Below are 14,806 nucleotides of genomic sequence, written 5' to 3' on the forward strand. Positions count from 1 at the left end.
CCTCGGGGCCGCGACGCTGCTGTGCGCGGCGGCGACCGCGGCCGTCGGGCCGATCGCCTTCGTCGGTCTCGCCGTGCCGCACATCGTGCGTGCCCTCGTCGGGCTCGACGTGCGCGCCCAGCTGCTCGGCTGCCTCGTCGTCGGCCCGACCCTGCTGCTCGGCGCCGACATCATCGGCCGGATCGTGCTGCGACCGCAGGAGCTCATGGTCGGGGTCGTCACCGCCTTCGTCGGGGCTCCCGTGCTGCTCCTCGCGGTCCGCCGGCTCGGCCGGAAGGCACAGGCATGAGCACCCTCGCTCCGGCCCGCCGTCGGGCGAGTGCGCTCGGCCTCGTCCTCGTGGGGCTCGTCGTCGCGACGGCCCTGGCAACACTGACGATGGGCGGCCTCGGCGTGGCACTGGCGGACCTGCCGGCCGGCATCGTCGAGGTGGCTCGTGGCGAGGCGACGGGCAAGGCCAACTTCGTCCTCGGTCACCTGCGCGGCCCGCGCCTGCTCGTCGCGCTGGGTGCCGGCGCCGCGCTCGGTGCCTCGGGCGCGCTCTTCCAGTCCGTGACCCGCAACCCGCTCGGCTCCCCCGATGTCATCGGTGTGAGCGCGGGCGCGGGTGCCGGCGCCGCCCTCGTCGGGCTGCTCCTGCCGGGCGCCACGTCCATCGTCCTCGGCTCGGTGGCCGGGGCGGCGCTGGCCGTCGGGCTCGTCGCCGTGAGCACCGGGACCGGACTGTCCAACCCGATACGCATGGTCCTCGCGGGCATCGGCGTCTCGGCGATGGCCTACGCCTTCACCCAGTACGTCGTCTACGTCGTCGCGCGCGACAAGGCGACGGTCCTGTCGGCCTATCTCAACGGCAGCCTCAACGCGCGCGGCTGGGACCACGTCATGACGATCTGGCTGGTCCTCGCGGTCGCCGCGGTGCCGCTCGCGCTGCTGTCGGTCCCCCTCGGCCTCACCGAGATGGGCGACGAGGTGGCCGCCTCGCTCGGCGTGCACTCCGGTGCCGTGCGACGAAGGGCGGTCCTCCTGTCGGTCCTGCTCGCCGGCGGGGCGGTGGCCGTCGCCGGGCCGATCGCCTTCGTCGCGCTCACCGCGCCGCACGTCACCCGGCGGCTGGCCCGCAGCGCCCGACCGCTGCTCGGGCTGTCCGCCGTGACCGGCGCCCTCCTGCTGTCGGCGGCCGACCTGGCCACCCAGCAGGTGCCGCTCTTCGACGGGCTGCCCGTCGGCATCCTCACGCTCGCGATCGGCGGCGTCTACCTCGGCGCCCTGCTCGTCTCCGAATGGAAGAAGGCGACATGACCTCCCCTTCGCTCGTCAGCGCCCGCCAGATCACCGTCGGCTACGGCGGGGAGCCGGTGATCCGCGGGCTCGACCTCGACATCGCCCGCGGCGACTTCACCGTCGTCGTCGGGCCCAACGGCTGCGGCAAGTCGACCCTGCTCAAGGCGCTCTGCCGGGTGAACCAGCCGTCCGACGGCCGGGTCGAGCTCGGCGGCCAGGACCTGCACAGGATGCGCGGACGCGCTGTGGCACAACGGGTCTCGCTGCTGCCGCAGAGCGCCATCGCCCCCGAGGGGATCACCGTGGGCGAGCTCGTGACCCGCGGCCGGCACCCCCACCACAGCCTGCTGCGGCAGTGGTCTCCGGACGACGACCGGGCGATCGCCGCGGCACTGCAGCGCACCCACCTCACCGACCTCGCCGACACCCCGGTCGCGACGCTCTCCGGCGGTCAGCGGCAGCGGGCCTGGGTCGCGATGGTCCTCGCACAGGACACCGAGGTGATCCTCCTCGACGAACCCACCACCTTCCTCGACATCGCGCACCAGTACGAGCTGCTCGAGCTCTTCGCCGGGCTCAACCGCGAGGGCCGCACGATCGTCGCCGTGCTCCACGACCTCAACCAGGCGGCGCGCTTCGCCTCACGTCTGGTCGTCATGCACGAAGGGAGGATCCGTGGCGACGGCCCACCCGCGCAGGTGCTGACGAGCGAGCTGGTCGAGGAGGTCTTCGGCCTGGCGTGCGACGTCGTCGACGACCCGCAGTCGGGCACGCCGATGGTCGTTCCCCACGTGCGTCAGCAGCCGCTCACGCCCTGACCCGTCAGCCCGCGCCACCCGACGGCGCGCCGGACTTCGACTCGCGCGCGGGTCATCGAAGCAGGCGCGAGAAATACCTGGTGCGGCAGTCGATGACTCGTGCGCCTGTCGACAGCTCAGTCCGGCCTCGCCGCCGGGTCAAGCATGACCAGCTGGAAGACGGCATCGGTGACCCCCCGCACCTCGTGGGGGACGCGCGCGTCGAGGTTGGCGACGGCTCCGGGACCGAGGGTCACCACCTGCTCCCCCGCGGCGAACTCCACGGTGCCGGAGAGGCACTGGACGAGGATCGGGAAGGCCGCCGTGTGCTCCGCGAGCACCTGCCCGGCCGCGAAGCGAAACATCACCACCCGGCAGCCGTGGCCCACGAGCGCCTTCTTGACGCCGGGGCGACCCCCTTCGCTCGTCGGCGCGAGGTCGAGGAGGCCGGAGACGGAGTGCAGAGTCGTGTCCATGACTCCGACCCTAGGCCTTGATAGGTGACCATATGGTCACCTATGGTGATCAGGTGAGCGATGACGACCTCGTCTTCAAGGCCTTGGCGGACCCGATCCGCCGGGTGCTGCTCGACGCCCTCTTCGAGCGCGACGGACGCACCCAGTCCGAGCTCGAGGAGGTCGTGCGCGAGCACACGGAGATGACGCGGTTTGGCGTCGCCAAGCACCTGCGGCTGCTCGAGGAAGCGAACCTCGTCGTCACCCGCAAGGAGGGACGGACCAAGCTCCACCACCTCAACCCCGTCCCCATCCGCGCGATCCACGACCGGTGGATCGGCAAGTACACGGCGGCGCGGGCCTCCGCGCTGCTCGATCTCAAACGAGTCCTGGAGGACGACGAGCCATGAGCGACACCGAGGTCCAGATCCACCGCATCTTCATCAATGCCACGCCCGAGCGGGTGTGGGCGGCCATCACGTCGGCGGAGTTCAGCCGGCTCTACGGCTACGCCGGCGAGGTCGACTACGACCTGCAGCCGGGTGGCCACTTCGAGCACCGGGCCGGCGAGGACATGAAGGCGGTCGGCATGCCCGACGTCGTCGTCACCGGCGAGGTCCTCGAGGCCGACCCGCCGCGCCGCCTCGTCCAGACCTGGGCACCGGTGTGGATCGAGGACGAGGAGCCGGGCACCCTCACCTGGGAGATCGAGCCGAGCGCCCACGGCGCGGTCCGCCTGACCCTCACCCACGACCTCACCGGCCGCCGACGACGGCCGAGCAGGTGGCGGGCAACCCCGACCCGACCAACGAAGGGGGCGGCGGCTGGCCCTGGGTTCTCTCGGGCATCAAGACCGTGCTCGAGACGGGCGCACCGATGGAGCCGCACGCGGCCGACGGCGCCGCCTGACCGGCCCCGCTCGCCCCTCCCAACTCTGCAAAACCCTAGGGTCTTGCAGAGTTGGGAGGGCGCGGACGAAGGGGGGTCAGAGGAGGGCGATGACGAGCGGCACGAGCACGCTCGTCAGGAGCGCGGTCAGGCCCATGGCCAGGCCGGCGAAGGCCCCTTCCGTGAGGTCGTCGTGCAGCGAGCGCGAGGTGCCGACTCCGTGGGAGGCCGCGCCCATGGCCAACCCGCGCACCCTCCGGTCGTGGACCGACAGCCGGTCGAGCAGCCACGGACCGAAGACCGCCCCGAGCATGCCGGCGAGCATCGTGAAGGCGGCGACGAGCGCCGGCACTCCCCCGATGTGGTCGGCGATGGCGATCGCGACAGGCGTCGTCGCAGCCTTGGGCGCGATCGTGTGCTCGAGCGCCTCGGACCCGCCGAGGGCGCGCACCGTGAGCACGGCCGAGCCGATCGAGACCAGAGCACCCGCCGGCAGGGCGACCGCCAGCGGCAGCGCCATCTCGCGCAGGTGGTGCGCCTGCCGGTGCAACGGCACCGCCAACGCCACGGTCGCCGGGCCGAGCACGAGATGGATGAGCGCGCCGCCGGTCATGTAGGTGTCGTAGTCGATGCCGAGGACGGCGAGCAGCGTGATGAGCAGCGCCGCGGCGACGAGCACCGGCTGCGCGAGCGGGTGCCCGCCGGTACGGTCACGCACCCACACACCGGCCCGGTAGGCGAGCAGGGTGAGGAAGACCCAGGTGAGCGGCGAATCACGCAGCCAGTCGATCGCCTCAGTCATGCGAGCGCACCCGCACTCCCCGGCGCCCCTGCAGCCACGAGGCCAAGCCGGCGACGGTCACCAGGCCGAGCCCCCACGACAGGACGAGCCCGCCGGTGACCGGCAGCCACTGCCGCCCCAGCTCCGACGCGTGCACCATGATCCCGACCGTCACCGGGACGAAGAAGAGCTGCAGGTGTCGCAGCAGCCCGTCGGAGAAGCGCAGCGTCCCCGAGACCTCCCCCGGCCGGCGCACGGACAGCACCGCGAAGAGCAGCACCATCCCCACGACCGGCCCGGGGATCGACAGCCCGAGGACCCGGACGAAGACCTCCCCGACGAGCTGGCAGCCGAGGACCCACAGGATCCCGTTGATCATCGGCGGCTCACAGGCGCGTGACCTTGACCCGGACCCTCTCGCTGCCGGAGAGCTCGGTCTCGACGACGCCGTCGCCGAGCGGCAGCGCCTCGAGATTGGGAGCGGAGCCGAACTGGCCGGCGAGCGTCTCGTCGACGATCAGGCCCTGGTGGGCGACGGTCGCCTGCCACACCTGCTGCGAGCCGGTGATCGTCAGACTGATCCGGTCGGAGACCTCGAGCCCGGCCTGCTTGCGCGCCTCCTGGACGGCGCGGATGACGTCACGCGCCAGACCCTCGGCCGCCAGCTCGTCGGTGACCTCGGTGTCGAGCACGATGAAGCCGCCCACAGAGCCGGGGAGCATCGCGGTGGCGCGGTGGCTCCCTTCGTCATCGGCCGCGACGGTCTCGAGCGTGTACTCGCCCTCGACCAGCGCGATGCCGCCGGAGGTCACGGTGCCGTCGTCGGCGACGGACCAGTCGCCCGACTTGCTGCCCTTGATCGCGACCTGGACCTGCTTGCCCAGGCGCGGTCCGGCCGCACGGGCGTTGACGGTGAGCTTCTGGCTCACGCCGAAGTCCGCGGCCGCCGGGTCGGCGATGTCGAGCAGGCTCACCTGGCGCACGTTGACCTCGTCGGCGACGATCGCGCCGAAGTCCGCGAGCTTCGCGGCGTCGGGCACGACGACCGTCAGGTCACGCAGCGGCAGGCGGTTGCGCAGCTTGTTGGCCTTGCGCAGCGCGCTGGCCGAGCTGCACACCGCGCGGGCGGTGTCCATGGCGACGACCAGGTCGTGGTCGGCCGGCAGGTCCTCCGCCTTGGGCCAGTCGGCCAGGTGCACCGACCGCCCCCCCGTGAGCCCGCGCCAGACCTCTTCGGTCATCAGCGGCAGAAGGGGGGCGGCGACGCGGCAGAGCACCTCGAGTGCCGTGTAGAGGGTGTCGCAGGCCGCCTCGGCGTCGGCCCGGTCGGCACCCGTCGCCCAGAAGCGCTCCCGGCTGCGCCGGATGTACCAGTTGGTGAGCACGTCGGTGAAGCTGCGGGTGCTGTCGCAGGCGCCGGCGATGTCATAGGCGTCCATCCGCGCGGTGGCGTCCTCGACGAACTCGCGCAGCTTGGCCAGCAGGTAGCGGTCGAGCGGGTCGGTGGAGCCCGTCGACCACGTCGCCTCGTAGCCGTCGCCCAGGGCGTTGGCGTAGAGGGTGAAGAAGGAGTAGCTGTTCCACAGCGGGATGAGCACCTGCCGCACACCCTCGCGGATGCCCTGCTCGGTGACGACGAGGTTGCCGCCGCGCAGGATCGGGCTGCTCATGAGGAACCAGCGCATCGCGTCGGCGCCGTCGCGGTCGAAGACCTCGGAGACGTCGGGGTAGTTGCGCAGCGACTTGGACATCTTCTGCCCGTCGTTGCCCAGGACGATGCCGTGGCTGATGACGGACGAGAAGGCCGGCTTGTCGAAGAGCGCGGTCGCGAGGATGTGCAGCGTGTAGAACCAGCCGCGGGTCTGCCCGATGTACTCGACGATGAAGTCGGCCGGGAAGTGCTGCTCGAACCACTCGGCATTGTCGAAGGGGTAGTGCACCTGCGCGTAGCTCATCGACCCGGAGTCGAACCACACGTCGAGCACGTCCTCGACGCGCCGCATCGTGCTCTTGCCGGTCGGGTCGTCGGGGTTGGGCCGGGTCAGCTCGTCGACGAAGGGACGGTGGAGATCGGGCTCGCCGTCCTCGCCGAGCGGCAGCCGCCCGAAGTCGCGCTCGATCTCCTCGAAGGAGCCGTAGACGTCGATGCGCGGGTAGGCCGGGTCGTCGGACTTCCACACCGGCACCGGGCTGCCCCAGAAGCGGTTGCGGGTGATCGACCAGTCACGCGCATTCTCGAGCCACTTGCCGAACTGCCCGTGCTTGACGTGGTCGGGCGTCCAGGTGATCTGCTCGTTGTTGGCGAGCATCTTGTCCTTGATCGCCGTGACCTCGACGAACCACGACTCGACACCCTTGTAGATCAGCGGCTGCCGGCAGCGCCAGCAGTGCGGGTAGGAGTGCTCGTAGGACTCGCGGCGCAGGAGGATCGTGCCCTCGCTGACCGAGTCGGCCTGCTCGCCGCGGGTCGTCGCCTTGAGCGCGTCGATGATCGGGCCGTTGGCGTCGAAGACGAGCATGCCCTCGTAGTCGGTGACCGGCGCGGTGAAGCGACCGTCCTTGGCCACCGGCATGACGGCGGCGATGCCCTCGCGGTCGGTGACCTCCTTGTCGACCTCACCGAAGGCACCGGCGGTGTGGACGAGGCCGGAACCGTCGGTCGTCGTCACGGCGTCGTCGGCGGCGACGACGCGGAAGGCGCCCTCGTGGCCGGCGTAGTAGGACATCGGCGGGGTGTAGGTGCGGCCGAGCAGCTGGGCACCGGTGTAGCGGCCGAGGATCGTCGGCTCGTCGCCGAGCTCGCGGGCGTAGTGGCCCAGTCGCGCCTCGGCGAGGACGTACTTCGCCGTGCTCCCCTCGACACCGGGGACCGGCGCCTCGACGACGACGTAGTCGATCTCGGAGCCGACCATGACGGCCAGGTGGCTCGGCAGGGTCCACGGGGTCGTCGTCCACACGAGCAGGTGGGCGTCGTCGAGCACCGGGTCCTCGCCGGTGGCGTCCATCCGCAGGCCGACGGTGACCGCCGGGTCCTGGCGCATCTGGTAGACGTCGTCGTCCATGCGCAGCTCGTGGTTGGACAGCGGCGTCTCGTCCTGCCAGCAGTACGGCAGCACGCGGAAGCCCTCGTAGACCAGGCCCTGGTCGTACATCGACTTGAAGGCCCAGATGACCGACTCCATGAAGGTCGGGTTGAGCGTCTTGTAGTCGTTGTCGAAGTCGACCCAGCGCGCCTGGCGGGTGACGTAGTCGCGCCACTCGCCGGTGTACTTGAGCACCGACTCGCGGCAGGCGGCGTTGAACTTCTCGATGCCGAGCTCACGGACCTCGTCGGTCGTCTTCAGCCCGAGCTGGCGCATCGCCTCGAGCTCGGCGGGCAGACCGTGCGTGTCCCAACCGAAGCGCCGCTCGACCCGCTTGCCGCGCATCGTCTGGTAGCGGGGGACGACGTCCTTGACGTAGCCGGTGAGCAGGTGGCCGTAGTGCGGCAGGCCGTTGGCGAAGGGGGGTCCGTCGTAGAAGACGAACTCGTTGCTGCCGTCCGTGCCGGCGTCGCGGGCGTCGATGGATGCCTGGAAGGTCCCGTCCGCCTCCCAGTAGTTCAGCACGTGCTTCTCGATGTCGGGGAAGCTCGGGGAGGAGGCGACGGTGGTCGCGTCGGTGGTGGAGACCTTGGGATAGGTCATCGCGGCGGCTCCGGGGTACTCGGCGGGTCAACTCGTCAACTGCCACGAGGACGACGGCCGTCGGGCCACCGCGGTACCACCCCGCTTGTCCACCCCCAACGCCGGCGAAGGGAGGAGACCGCTCTTGGTCGATCGGTCGTCACGTGACCACTCGTCCGGGTCTAGTGAGGAGCAGTGCTCCCGTTCTTCCGGAAGGCTCGCCGCTGATGACGGCTCAGGCGCCTGTGGCTCCAGTGTAGGACGCCCCGGTGGAGGGCCGAAACCGCGTGCGAGGATGGCCGCATGCCGACCGACCTCGACCGTCAGGAAGCGTGGCTCAGCCGCGAGGAGCTCGACAACGTGCGCGGCCGCGTGCCGATCCTCTACGTCGCGGCGGTGCCGGTGCGGGTCGCCGACAACGGCGACGTCACCGCGGTCGGGCTGCTGCTGCGGGCCTCCGACACCGGCACGATGGAGCGCGAGCTCGTCGCCGGCCGGGTCAACTACCACGAGCGCGTGCGCGACGCCCTCGTGCGTCACCTCGAGAAGGACCTCGGCCCGATGGCCCTGCCGAGCGTGCCGGCCTCGCCGATCCCCTTCACGATCGCCGAGTTCTTCCCGACGCCGGGGGTCACGCCCTTCCACGACCCGCGCCAGCACGCCGTCGCGCTGAGCTTCATCGTCCCGGTGCGCGGCGACTGCGCGCCGCAGCAGGACGCCCTCGACCTCGCCTGGCTCACCCTCGACGAGGCCGCCGAGACCGGGCTGCAGGCCGAGATGGCCGGTGGCCAAGGAGCGCTGCTGCGTCAGGCGCTCGCCCACCTCGGGCACAGCTCCTTCTAGCCCCTCAGCCCAGCCCCTCCTCGAGCGTCGTCAGCGCGTCGGCGAGCGCCGCGCGCTGCTGCCCGCTGAGCGCGCCCATCTGGTCACCGACGCTGCGGCGACGCGCCTCGTGCACCGCCGACCGCACCTGCCGTCCGGCGTCGGTGACGACGACGACGCTCGCCCGCCGGTCGTGCGGTCCGGCTCGCGGACGACATAGCCCTTGCGCTCGAGCGCGTCGACGACATCGGTGACCGACCGCGGTGCGATGCGAAGGGAGTCAGCCAGGTCGCGCAGCCGCGGCGCCTCCGCGCGGTCCGCCGCCACGCGCAGGGCGCGGGCCTCGTGGGGTGACAGGTCGTGCTCCGACAGGTCGACCATCCAGGCCCGGCGCAGGCCGCGGGCCACCCGCAGCAGCTGCTCACCGAGGTCCTCCGTGCCCTGCCCGACCACCCGCTCGCTCATGCCGACCACGGTAGCCGAGTTGCCCCCTTCCCTCATAGTGAGGTAACCTCAGCACCACGAACAGACCTGAGATGAAAGGGGACCGCATGGACACCCCGACGACCTCCCCCAAGCCCGGCGGCGGGCACGGACCCCGCCGCATCGACCCGCGCGACCGCGCCCAGCTCGCCGAGAGCCCCGTGAGCGCCCGCCGGGTCATCGCCTACTTCCGCCCCTACCGCTGGCAGGTCGCCGCGGTCGTGGCGCTCATCGTGGCCAGCTCGCTGATCTCGATGGCCTCCCCCTTCCTCCTGCGCACCGTCATCGACGACGCGCTCCCCCACCAGGACGTGCGCCTGCTGCTGCTCGCCGTCGGCGGCATGCTGCTCGTCACCATCGCCACCGCCCTCATCGGCGTGCAGCAGACGTGGATCTCCACGCGCGTCGGCCAGGCCGTCATGCACCGGCTGCGCACCGACGTCTTCACCCACCTGCAGCGGCAGTCGATGAGCTTCTTCACCCGCACCCGCTCCGGCGAGATCACCTCGCGCATCACCCAGGACATCGGTGGCATGCAGTCGATCGTGACGAGCACGGCCGTCTCGATCGCCTCCAACCTCACGACCGCGGTCGCCACCGCCGTCGCCATGGCCGCCCTGAGCTGGCGGCTGTCGCTCCTCTCGCTCCTCGTCCTGCCGCCGGCGATCTGGACCACCCGCAAGGTGGCGCTGGCCCGGCTAGAGATCACCTCCCAGCGGCAGCGCCGGCTGTCCGACCTGCAGGCCCAGGTCACCGAGGAGCTGTCGGTGAGCGGTGCGCTGCTGTCCAAGACGCTGGGCACGTCCGGGCGCGGAGCCCGCGAGTTCACCCAGACCTCGACCGACCTCGTCGGCCTCGAGGTGCGCAGCGAGCTCGCCGGCCGCTGGCGGATGGCGACGATGTCGATCGTCTTCGCCGCGATCCCGGCCCTGATCTACCTCGCTGCCGGCTTCCCCGCGACGAGCGGCGGCATGACCATCGGCACGATCATCGCCTTCACGACGCTGCAGTCGGGCATCTTCCGGCCGATCATGGGCCTGCTCAACGTCGGTGCCTCGTGGGTGGCCTCGATGGCCCTCTTCAGCCGCGTCTTCGGCTACCTCGACCTCGAGCCCGAGGTCACTCCCCCGGCCGCTCCGGTCGACCTCGACCCGACGACGGTGCGCGGCGACGTGCGCATCGAGGGCGTCGGCTACGGCTACCCCGACGGCGACCGGCTCGCCCTCGACGGCATCGACGCCGTCATCCCCGCCGGCTCGCACCTCGCGCTCGTCGGCGCCACCGGCAGCGGCAAGTCGACCCTCGCCTCGCTGCTCGTCCGGCTCGCCGACCCGACGAGCGGGCGGATCACCGTCGACGGGGTGGACCTGCGCGACATCGACCCCCAGACCCTCACCCAGGTCATCGGCATCGTCACCCAGGAGACCTACCTCGCCCACGACACGGTGCGCGCCAACCTCCTGCTCGCCGACCCCGAGGCCACCGAGGCTCGGCTGTGGCAGGCCCTCGCGACCGCCCAGGCCGCCGACCTCGTCGCGGCGCTGCCCGAGGGGCTCGACACGGTCGTCGGCGCACGCGGGCACCGCTTCTCCGGCGGAGAGCAGCAGCGCATCGCCATCGCCCGCACCCTGCTGCGCGACCCGGCCGTCCTCGTCCTCGACGAGGCGACGAGCGCCCTGGACAACGACACCGAGCGTGAGCTGCAGGCCGCCCTCGACGCGCTGGCCCGCGGCCGGACGACGATCACCATCGCCCACCGACTGAGCACCATCGAGTCCGCGGACGAGATCCTCGTGCTCGCGGGCGGGCGGGTCGCCGAGCGGGGCGAGCACCTCGCCCTGCTCGCCCGGGGCGGCGCCTACGCCCGGCTCGCCGGAGAGGAACCTCGGCAGGGTGACCACCGGGATGCCGAGGTCGCCCTCACCGCATGAGGTGCGGGGCTCCCCCTTCGCCACTGCCCCGCCTGCGGACTCCAGAACGGCGAACTGCGCAAGACCCTGGGGTCTTGCGCAGTTGACAGGTCGCCACTCTGCAAAACCCTAGGGTCTTGCAGAGTTCACGGGCTCAGTCCTTGGTGAACTGGTCCTTGGTGCGGGTCATGTCCTTGTGGTCCTTGGCCCAGGCGTCCTCGTAGGTCGGGGCGGTGCCGCCGAGACGGGCCGGGTGGAAGCGCAGCTCGTCGCCCGTCAGGGGCGGGTAGGCGGCGATGGTCTCGTCGAGGAGCTGCTTCATCACCTCGCGCAGCCGCTCGGTGACCTCGTTGACGTCGTCGTCGGGCCCGACGTGGATCGGGTCACCGATGGTGATGTGGATCGGGAAGTTGGTGCGCCCCAGACGCTTGGGTACGTCCTTGGTCCAGATCCGGTGCGCGCCCCACACGATCGTCGGGAGGATCGGCACGCCCGCCTCCTGCGCCATCCGGGCGGTGCCGCTCTTGAGCTCCTTGATCTCGAAGGAGCGCGACATCGTCGCCTCGGGGTAGACCCCGACGACCTCGCCGTCCTTGAGCTTGGCCACGGCCTCCTTGAAGGCAGCCCCACCCGCGTGCCGGTCGACCGGGATGTGCTTCAGCCCCCGCATGAAGAACCCGGCCACCTTGTGCTGCCAGATCGACTTCTTCGCCATGAAGCGCACCCAGCGCTGGCTGCGGCGTGCTCCCAGCCCGGCGAGGACGAAGTCGATGTAGCCGGTGTGGTTGATCGCCATGACCGCGCCGCCACGCTTGGGGACGTTGCGGTCGCCCTTGATGGTGAAGCGGTAGCCGTTGATGAGGAAGATGGTCCGCGCCACGATGATGATCGCGCGGTACAGGGGCTCGGGTCGGCGCATGACTGCAGCCTACGGTCTCGTAGGTCGCCGGAGCAGGCACGGACCGATTGGTCCGCGCCACACCGGTGATGGGAAGATCCACCCCATGACCGAGCACTCCCCCGCCCCCGACGCAGCCCGCATCCCGGACCGTCCCTCGCTGGACGGCCTCGAGGACAAGTGGGGCGCCGTATGGCGTGAGCAGGACACCTACGCCTTCGACCGCGAGGGTGCCCGGGAGCAGGTCTTCTCCATCGACACCCCGCCGCCGACCGCGAGCGGGTCGCTGCACATGGGGCACGTCTTCAGCTACACGCACACCGACTGCATGGCCCGCTACAAGCGCATGCGCGGGCTCAACGTCTTCTACCCGATCGGCTGGGACGACAACGGCCTGCCGACCGAGAAGCGGGTGCAGAACTACTACGGCGTGCGCGGCGACTCCTCGCTCCCCTACGACCCGGACTTCACGCCCCCCTTCGAGGGCACGACCAAAACCATCAAGGCCGCCGACCAGGTCCCGATCAGCCGACAGAACTTCATCGAGCTGTGCGACGAGCTGACGGTCAAGGACGAGGAGGCCTTCGAGTCCCTCTTCCGCCGCCTCGGCTTCAGCCTCGACTGGAACATCCAGTACCGCACCATCGACGACCGCTCCCGCGCGACGGCGCAGACCGCCTTCCTGCGCAACCTCGCCCGCGGCGAGGCCTACACCGCCGAGGCCCCCGGCCTGTGGGACGTGACCTTCCAGACCGCCGTCGCGCAGGCCGAGCTCGAGGCCCGCGACTACCCGGGTGCCTACCACCGCGTCGCCTTCCACGGCGCCGACGGCCCGGTCCACATCGAGACCACCCGTCCCGAGCTGCTGCCGGCCTGCGTCGCCCTCATCGCCCACCCCGACGACGAGCGGTACCAGGGCCTCTTCGGCTCCACCGTCACCTCCCCGCTCTTCGGGGTCGAGGTGCCCGTGGTCGCCCACCCGTCCGCGGAGATGGACAAGGGCGCCGGCATCGCGATGTGCTGCACCTTCGGTGACCTCACCGACGTCATCTGGTGGCGCGAGCTGCAGCTGCCGACCCGCTCGGTCGTCACCCGCGCCGGCCGGATCCTCGGCGAGACGCCCGAGTGGATCCAGAGCGAAGGGGGTGCCGCCACCTTCGCGGAGATGTCCGGCAAGACCGTGCACTCCGCCCGCGAGGTCGTCGTCGAGGCGCTGCGCGCCTCGGGTGACCTCGACGGCGAGCCCCAGAAGACCCAGCGCAAGGCCAACTTCTACGAGCGGGGCGAGAAGCCGCTCGAGATCGTCACCTCGCGCCAGTGGTACATCCGCAACGGCGGCCGCGACGCCGACCTCAACCAGGCGCTGCAGGCCCGCGGCGACGAGATCGACTTCCACCCCGACTTCATGAAGTCGCGCTACAAGAACTGGGTCGCCGGGCTCAACGGCGACTGGCTGATCTCCCGCCAGCGCTTCTTCGGCATCCCGATCCCCGTCTGGTACGCCCTCGACGGCGACGGCCAGCCGCAGTACGACAGCCCGCTCGTGCCGACCGAGGAGCAGCTGCCGGTCGACCCGATGGCGCAGGTGCCGGCCGGCTACACCGAGGAGCAGCGCGACCAGCCGGGTGGCTTCACCGGCGACCCCGACGTCATGGACACCTGGGCGACCTCCTCGCTCACGCCGCAGATCGCCGGCGACTGGCTCGCGGGCGAGCGCGGCGAGAGCACGCTCTTCGACAAGGTCTTCCCGATGGACGTGCGCCCTCAGGGCCACGACATCATCCGCACCTGGCTCTTCGCGACCGTCGTGCGCGCGCACTTCGAGCACGGCACCGCCCCGTGGAAGAACGCCGCGATCTCCGGGTGGATCCTCGACCCCGACCGCAAGAAGATGAGCAAGTCCAAGGGCAATGTCGTCACGCCCGAGGACGTCGTCGTCGAGCACAGCGCCGATGCCGTGCGCTACTGGGCCGCCTCCGGTCGCCTGGGCACCGACGCCGCCTACGACACCGGTCAGATGAAGATCGGCCGCCGTCTGGCGATCAAGCTGCTCAACGCCAGCAAGTTCGCCCTCGGCTTCGGCGAGCCCGAGCTCGACGACCGCCAGGGGCTGGCCTCGGTGATCACCGAGCCGCTCGACCGGGCGATGATCGCGGCCCTGCAGCAGGTCGTGGGCGATGCGACCAGCGGCTTCGAGGCGTGGGACTACACCCGCTCGCTCGACGTCACCGAGACCTTCTTCTGGACCTTCTGCGACGACTACATCGAGCTCGTCAAGGACCGCGCCCACGGTGGCGACCCGTCGGCACGCGCCGCGCTGCGGCTCGCGCTGTCGGTCCTGCTGCGCCTGCTCGCGCCCTTCCTCCCCTACGCGACCGAGGAGGTCTGGTCGTGGTGGCAGGAGGGGTCGGTGCACCGCGCGACCTGGCCCGAGGCCACCGAGCTGGCCCTCGCGGAGGCCGGTGACCCGCAGGTCCTCGCAGCCGTCGGCACGGCCCTGAGCCAGGTACGCAAGGCCAAGTCCGACGCCAAGGTCGGCATGCGCAGCGAGATCACCGCAGCGACACTCGTGGCTCCGGCCGCGACCGCCGACCGGGTGCGCGCGGGCGAGCCCGACCTGCGGTCGGCCGCCGCCTGACGGGGAGCTTCGACTACGCCGAGGGCGACGAGGTCGTCCTGCGCGACGTCGAGCTCATCCCCTTCGTCAAGCCGCCGAAGAACTGACGACCTGACGACGCAGGGCCCGACCTCCCCGAGGGACGGCGGGGCCCGTGCGTCGTCAGACGGTGTCGGGGTCAGCCTCGCGCAGCAGGTCGGTCGCGGCTC

The 14,806-nt window shown here is 71.2% G+C and carries 13 protein-coding genes and 2 pseudogenes; 9 read left to right on the forward strand and 6 right to left on the reverse strand.

Features of this window, described 5'->3' with window-relative positions; translation table 11 throughout:
* From AC2W7J_RS02540 to AC2W7J_RS02550, 3 genes are all read left to right on the forward strand, one after another.
* Positions 1–289: iron chelate uptake ABC transporter family permease subunit (locus AC2W7J_RS02540; protein ID WP_485981343.1), on the forward strand; the 289-nt coding region annotated here is incomplete at its 5' end.
* A complete protein-coding gene (locus AC2W7J_RS02545) occupies positions 286–1,299 on the forward strand; it encodes a FecCD family ABC transporter permease (RefSeq protein ID WP_485981345.1) in 1,014 nt (337 codons plus the stop codon). The genes AC2W7J_RS02540 and AC2W7J_RS02545, both read left to right, overlap by 4 nt.
* On the forward strand, positions 1,296–2,099 hold the full coding sequence (locus AC2W7J_RS02550) for an ABC transporter ATP-binding protein (RefSeq protein ID WP_485981347.1): 804 nt from the start codon (positions 1,296–1,298) through the stop codon (positions 2,097–2,099). The genes AC2W7J_RS02545 and AC2W7J_RS02550 overlap by 4 nt, the downstream gene beginning before the upstream one ends.
* 116 nt (positions 2,100–2,215) lie before the next feature.
* Here the strand turns inward: AC2W7J_RS02550 and AC2W7J_RS02555 are convergent, their stop codons facing one another.
* Positions 2,216–2,554, reverse strand: a complete 339-nt coding sequence (locus AC2W7J_RS02555) for a cupin domain-containing protein (protein WP_255183848.1) — start codon at positions 2,552–2,554, stop codon at positions 2,216–2,218.
* 53 nt (positions 2,555–2,607) lie between these two features.
* On the opposite strand from AC2W7J_RS02555, the gene AC2W7J_RS02560 reads away from it, so the two are divergent.
* From AC2W7J_RS02560 to AC2W7J_RS02570, 3 genes and pseudogenes are all read left to right on the forward strand, one after another.
* Positions 2,608–2,943, forward strand: a complete 336-nt coding sequence (locus AC2W7J_RS02560) for an ArsR/SmtB family transcription factor (protein WP_485981349.1) — start codon at positions 2,608–2,610, stop codon at positions 2,941–2,943.
* A pseudogene (locus AC2W7J_RS02565) lies at positions 2,940–3,242 on the forward strand (SRPBCC domain-containing protein); the annotation flags it as partial. The gene AC2W7J_RS02560 and the pseudogene AC2W7J_RS02565, both read left to right, overlap by 4 nt.
* 74 nt (positions 3,243–3,316) lie before the next feature.
* On the forward strand, positions 3,317–3,442 hold the full coding sequence (locus AC2W7J_RS02570) for a hypothetical protein (RefSeq protein WP_427801114.1): 126 nt from the start codon (positions 3,317–3,319) through the stop codon (positions 3,440–3,442).
* A 76-nt stretch (positions 3,443–3,518) separates the two neighbouring features.
* Here AC2W7J_RS02570 and AC2W7J_RS02575 read toward each other — a convergent pair whose 3' ends face one another.
* The 3 genes from AC2W7J_RS02575 to ileS are packed head-to-tail and all read right to left on the reverse strand — an operon-like array spanning position 3,519 to position 7,888.
* The gene (locus tag AC2W7J_RS02575; RefSeq protein ID WP_255183851.1) at positions 3,519–4,223 is read right to left on the reverse strand and encodes an LrgB family protein; all 705 of its coding nucleotides are present in this window, start codon (positions 4,221–4,223) and stop codon (positions 3,519–3,521) included.
* A complete protein-coding gene (locus AC2W7J_RS02580; RefSeq protein ID WP_255183852.1) occupies positions 4,216–4,581 on the reverse strand; it encodes a CidA/LrgA family protein in 366 nt (121 codons plus the stop codon). The genes AC2W7J_RS02575 and AC2W7J_RS02580 overlap by 8 nt, the downstream gene beginning before the upstream one ends.
* Positions 4,582–4,588: 7 nt before the next feature.
* Positions 4,589–7,888 (reverse strand): isoleucine--tRNA ligase, encoded by a 3,300-nt coding sequence (gene ileS / locus AC2W7J_RS02585; protein ID WP_485981351.1) that lies wholly within the window; start codon positions 7,886–7,888, stop codon positions 4,589–4,591.
* Between the two features lie 282 nt (positions 7,889–8,170).
* Between ileS and AC2W7J_RS02590 the strand changes: the two genes are divergently transcribed.
* Entirely contained in the window at positions 8,171–8,710 is a 540-nt protein-coding gene (locus AC2W7J_RS02590; RefSeq protein ID WP_485981353.1) for an NUDIX hydrolase family protein, read from the forward strand.
* Positions 8,711–8,740: 30 nt separating this feature from the next.
* Here the strand turns inward: AC2W7J_RS02590 and AC2W7J_RS02595 are convergent, their stop codons facing one another.
* Positions 8,741–9,154, reverse strand: a complete 414-nt coding sequence (locus AC2W7J_RS02595) for a MarR family winged helix-turn-helix transcriptional regulator (protein WP_485981355.1) — start codon at positions 9,152–9,154, stop codon at positions 8,741–8,743.
* Positions 9,155–9,240: 86 nt separating this feature from the next.
* On the opposite strand from AC2W7J_RS02595, the gene AC2W7J_RS02600 reads away from it, so the two are divergent.
* Positions 9,241–11,103 carry an ABC transporter ATP-binding protein gene (locus tag AC2W7J_RS02600; RefSeq protein WP_485981357.1) on the forward strand — a complete coding sequence of 621 codons (1,863 nt, stop codon included), beginning with the start codon at positions 9,241–9,243 and terminating at the stop codon, positions 11,101–11,103.
* A gap of 133 nt (positions 11,104–11,236) precedes the next feature.
* Here the strand turns inward: AC2W7J_RS02600 and AC2W7J_RS02605 are convergent, their stop codons facing one another.
* Positions 11,237–12,001: a lysophospholipid acyltransferase family protein gene (locus tag AC2W7J_RS02605; protein ID WP_421007340.1), complete on the reverse strand. Its 765-nt coding sequence runs from the start codon at positions 11,999–12,001 to the stop codon at positions 11,237–11,239.
* 85 nt (positions 12,002–12,086) lie between these two features.
* Here AC2W7J_RS02605 and valS point away from each other — a divergent pair.
* Positions 12,087–14,704: pseudogene (gene valS / locus AC2W7J_RS02610) on the forward strand (valine--tRNA ligase).
* The last annotated feature ends 102 nt before the right edge of the window (positions 14,705–14,806 follow it).

It is taken from the genome of Janibacter sp. CFPM2_SD2 (assembly GCF_057364645.1).

Excerpts from the sequence above, each read along its gene's own strand:
- AC2W7J_RS02600 (WP_485981357.1), top strand. The coding sequence starts at position 9,241 with ATGGACACCCCGACGACCTCCCCCAAGCCCGGCGGCGGGCACGGACCC.
- AC2W7J_RS02545 (WP_485981345.1), top strand. The coding sequence starts at position 286 with ATGAGCACCCTCGCTCCGGCCCGCCGTCGGGCGAGTGCGCTCGGCCTC.
- AC2W7J_RS02555 (WP_255183848.1), bottom strand. The coding sequence starts at position 2,554 with ATGGACACGACTCTGCACTCCGTCTCCGGCCTCCTCGACCTCGCGCCG.
- AC2W7J_RS02550 (WP_485981347.1), top strand. The coding sequence starts at position 1,296 with ATGACCTCCCCTTCGCTCGTCAGCGCCCGCCAGATCACCGTCGGCTAC.
- AC2W7J_RS02590 (WP_485981353.1), top strand. The coding sequence starts at position 8,171 with ATGCCGACCGACCTCGACCGTCAGGAAGCGTGGCTCAGCCGCGAGGAG.
- AC2W7J_RS02575 (WP_255183851.1), bottom strand. The coding sequence starts at position 4,223 with ATGACTGAGGCGATCGACTGGCTGCGTGATTCGCCGCTCACCTGGGTC.
- ileS (WP_485981351.1), bottom strand. The coding sequence starts at position 7,888 with ATGACCTATCCCAAGGTCTCCACCACCGACGCGACCACCGTCGCCTCC.
- AC2W7J_RS02580 (WP_255183852.1), bottom strand. The coding sequence starts at position 4,581 with ATGATCAACGGGATCCTGTGGGTCCTCGGCTGCCAGCTCGTCGGGGAG.
- AC2W7J_RS02595 (WP_485981355.1), bottom strand. The coding sequence starts at position 9,154 with ATGAGCGAGCGGGTGGTCGGGCAGGGCACGGAGGACCTCGGTGAGCAG.
- AC2W7J_RS02605 (WP_421007340.1), bottom strand. The coding sequence starts at position 12,001 with ATGCGCCGACCCGAGCCCCTGTACCGCGCGATCATCATCGTGGCGCGG.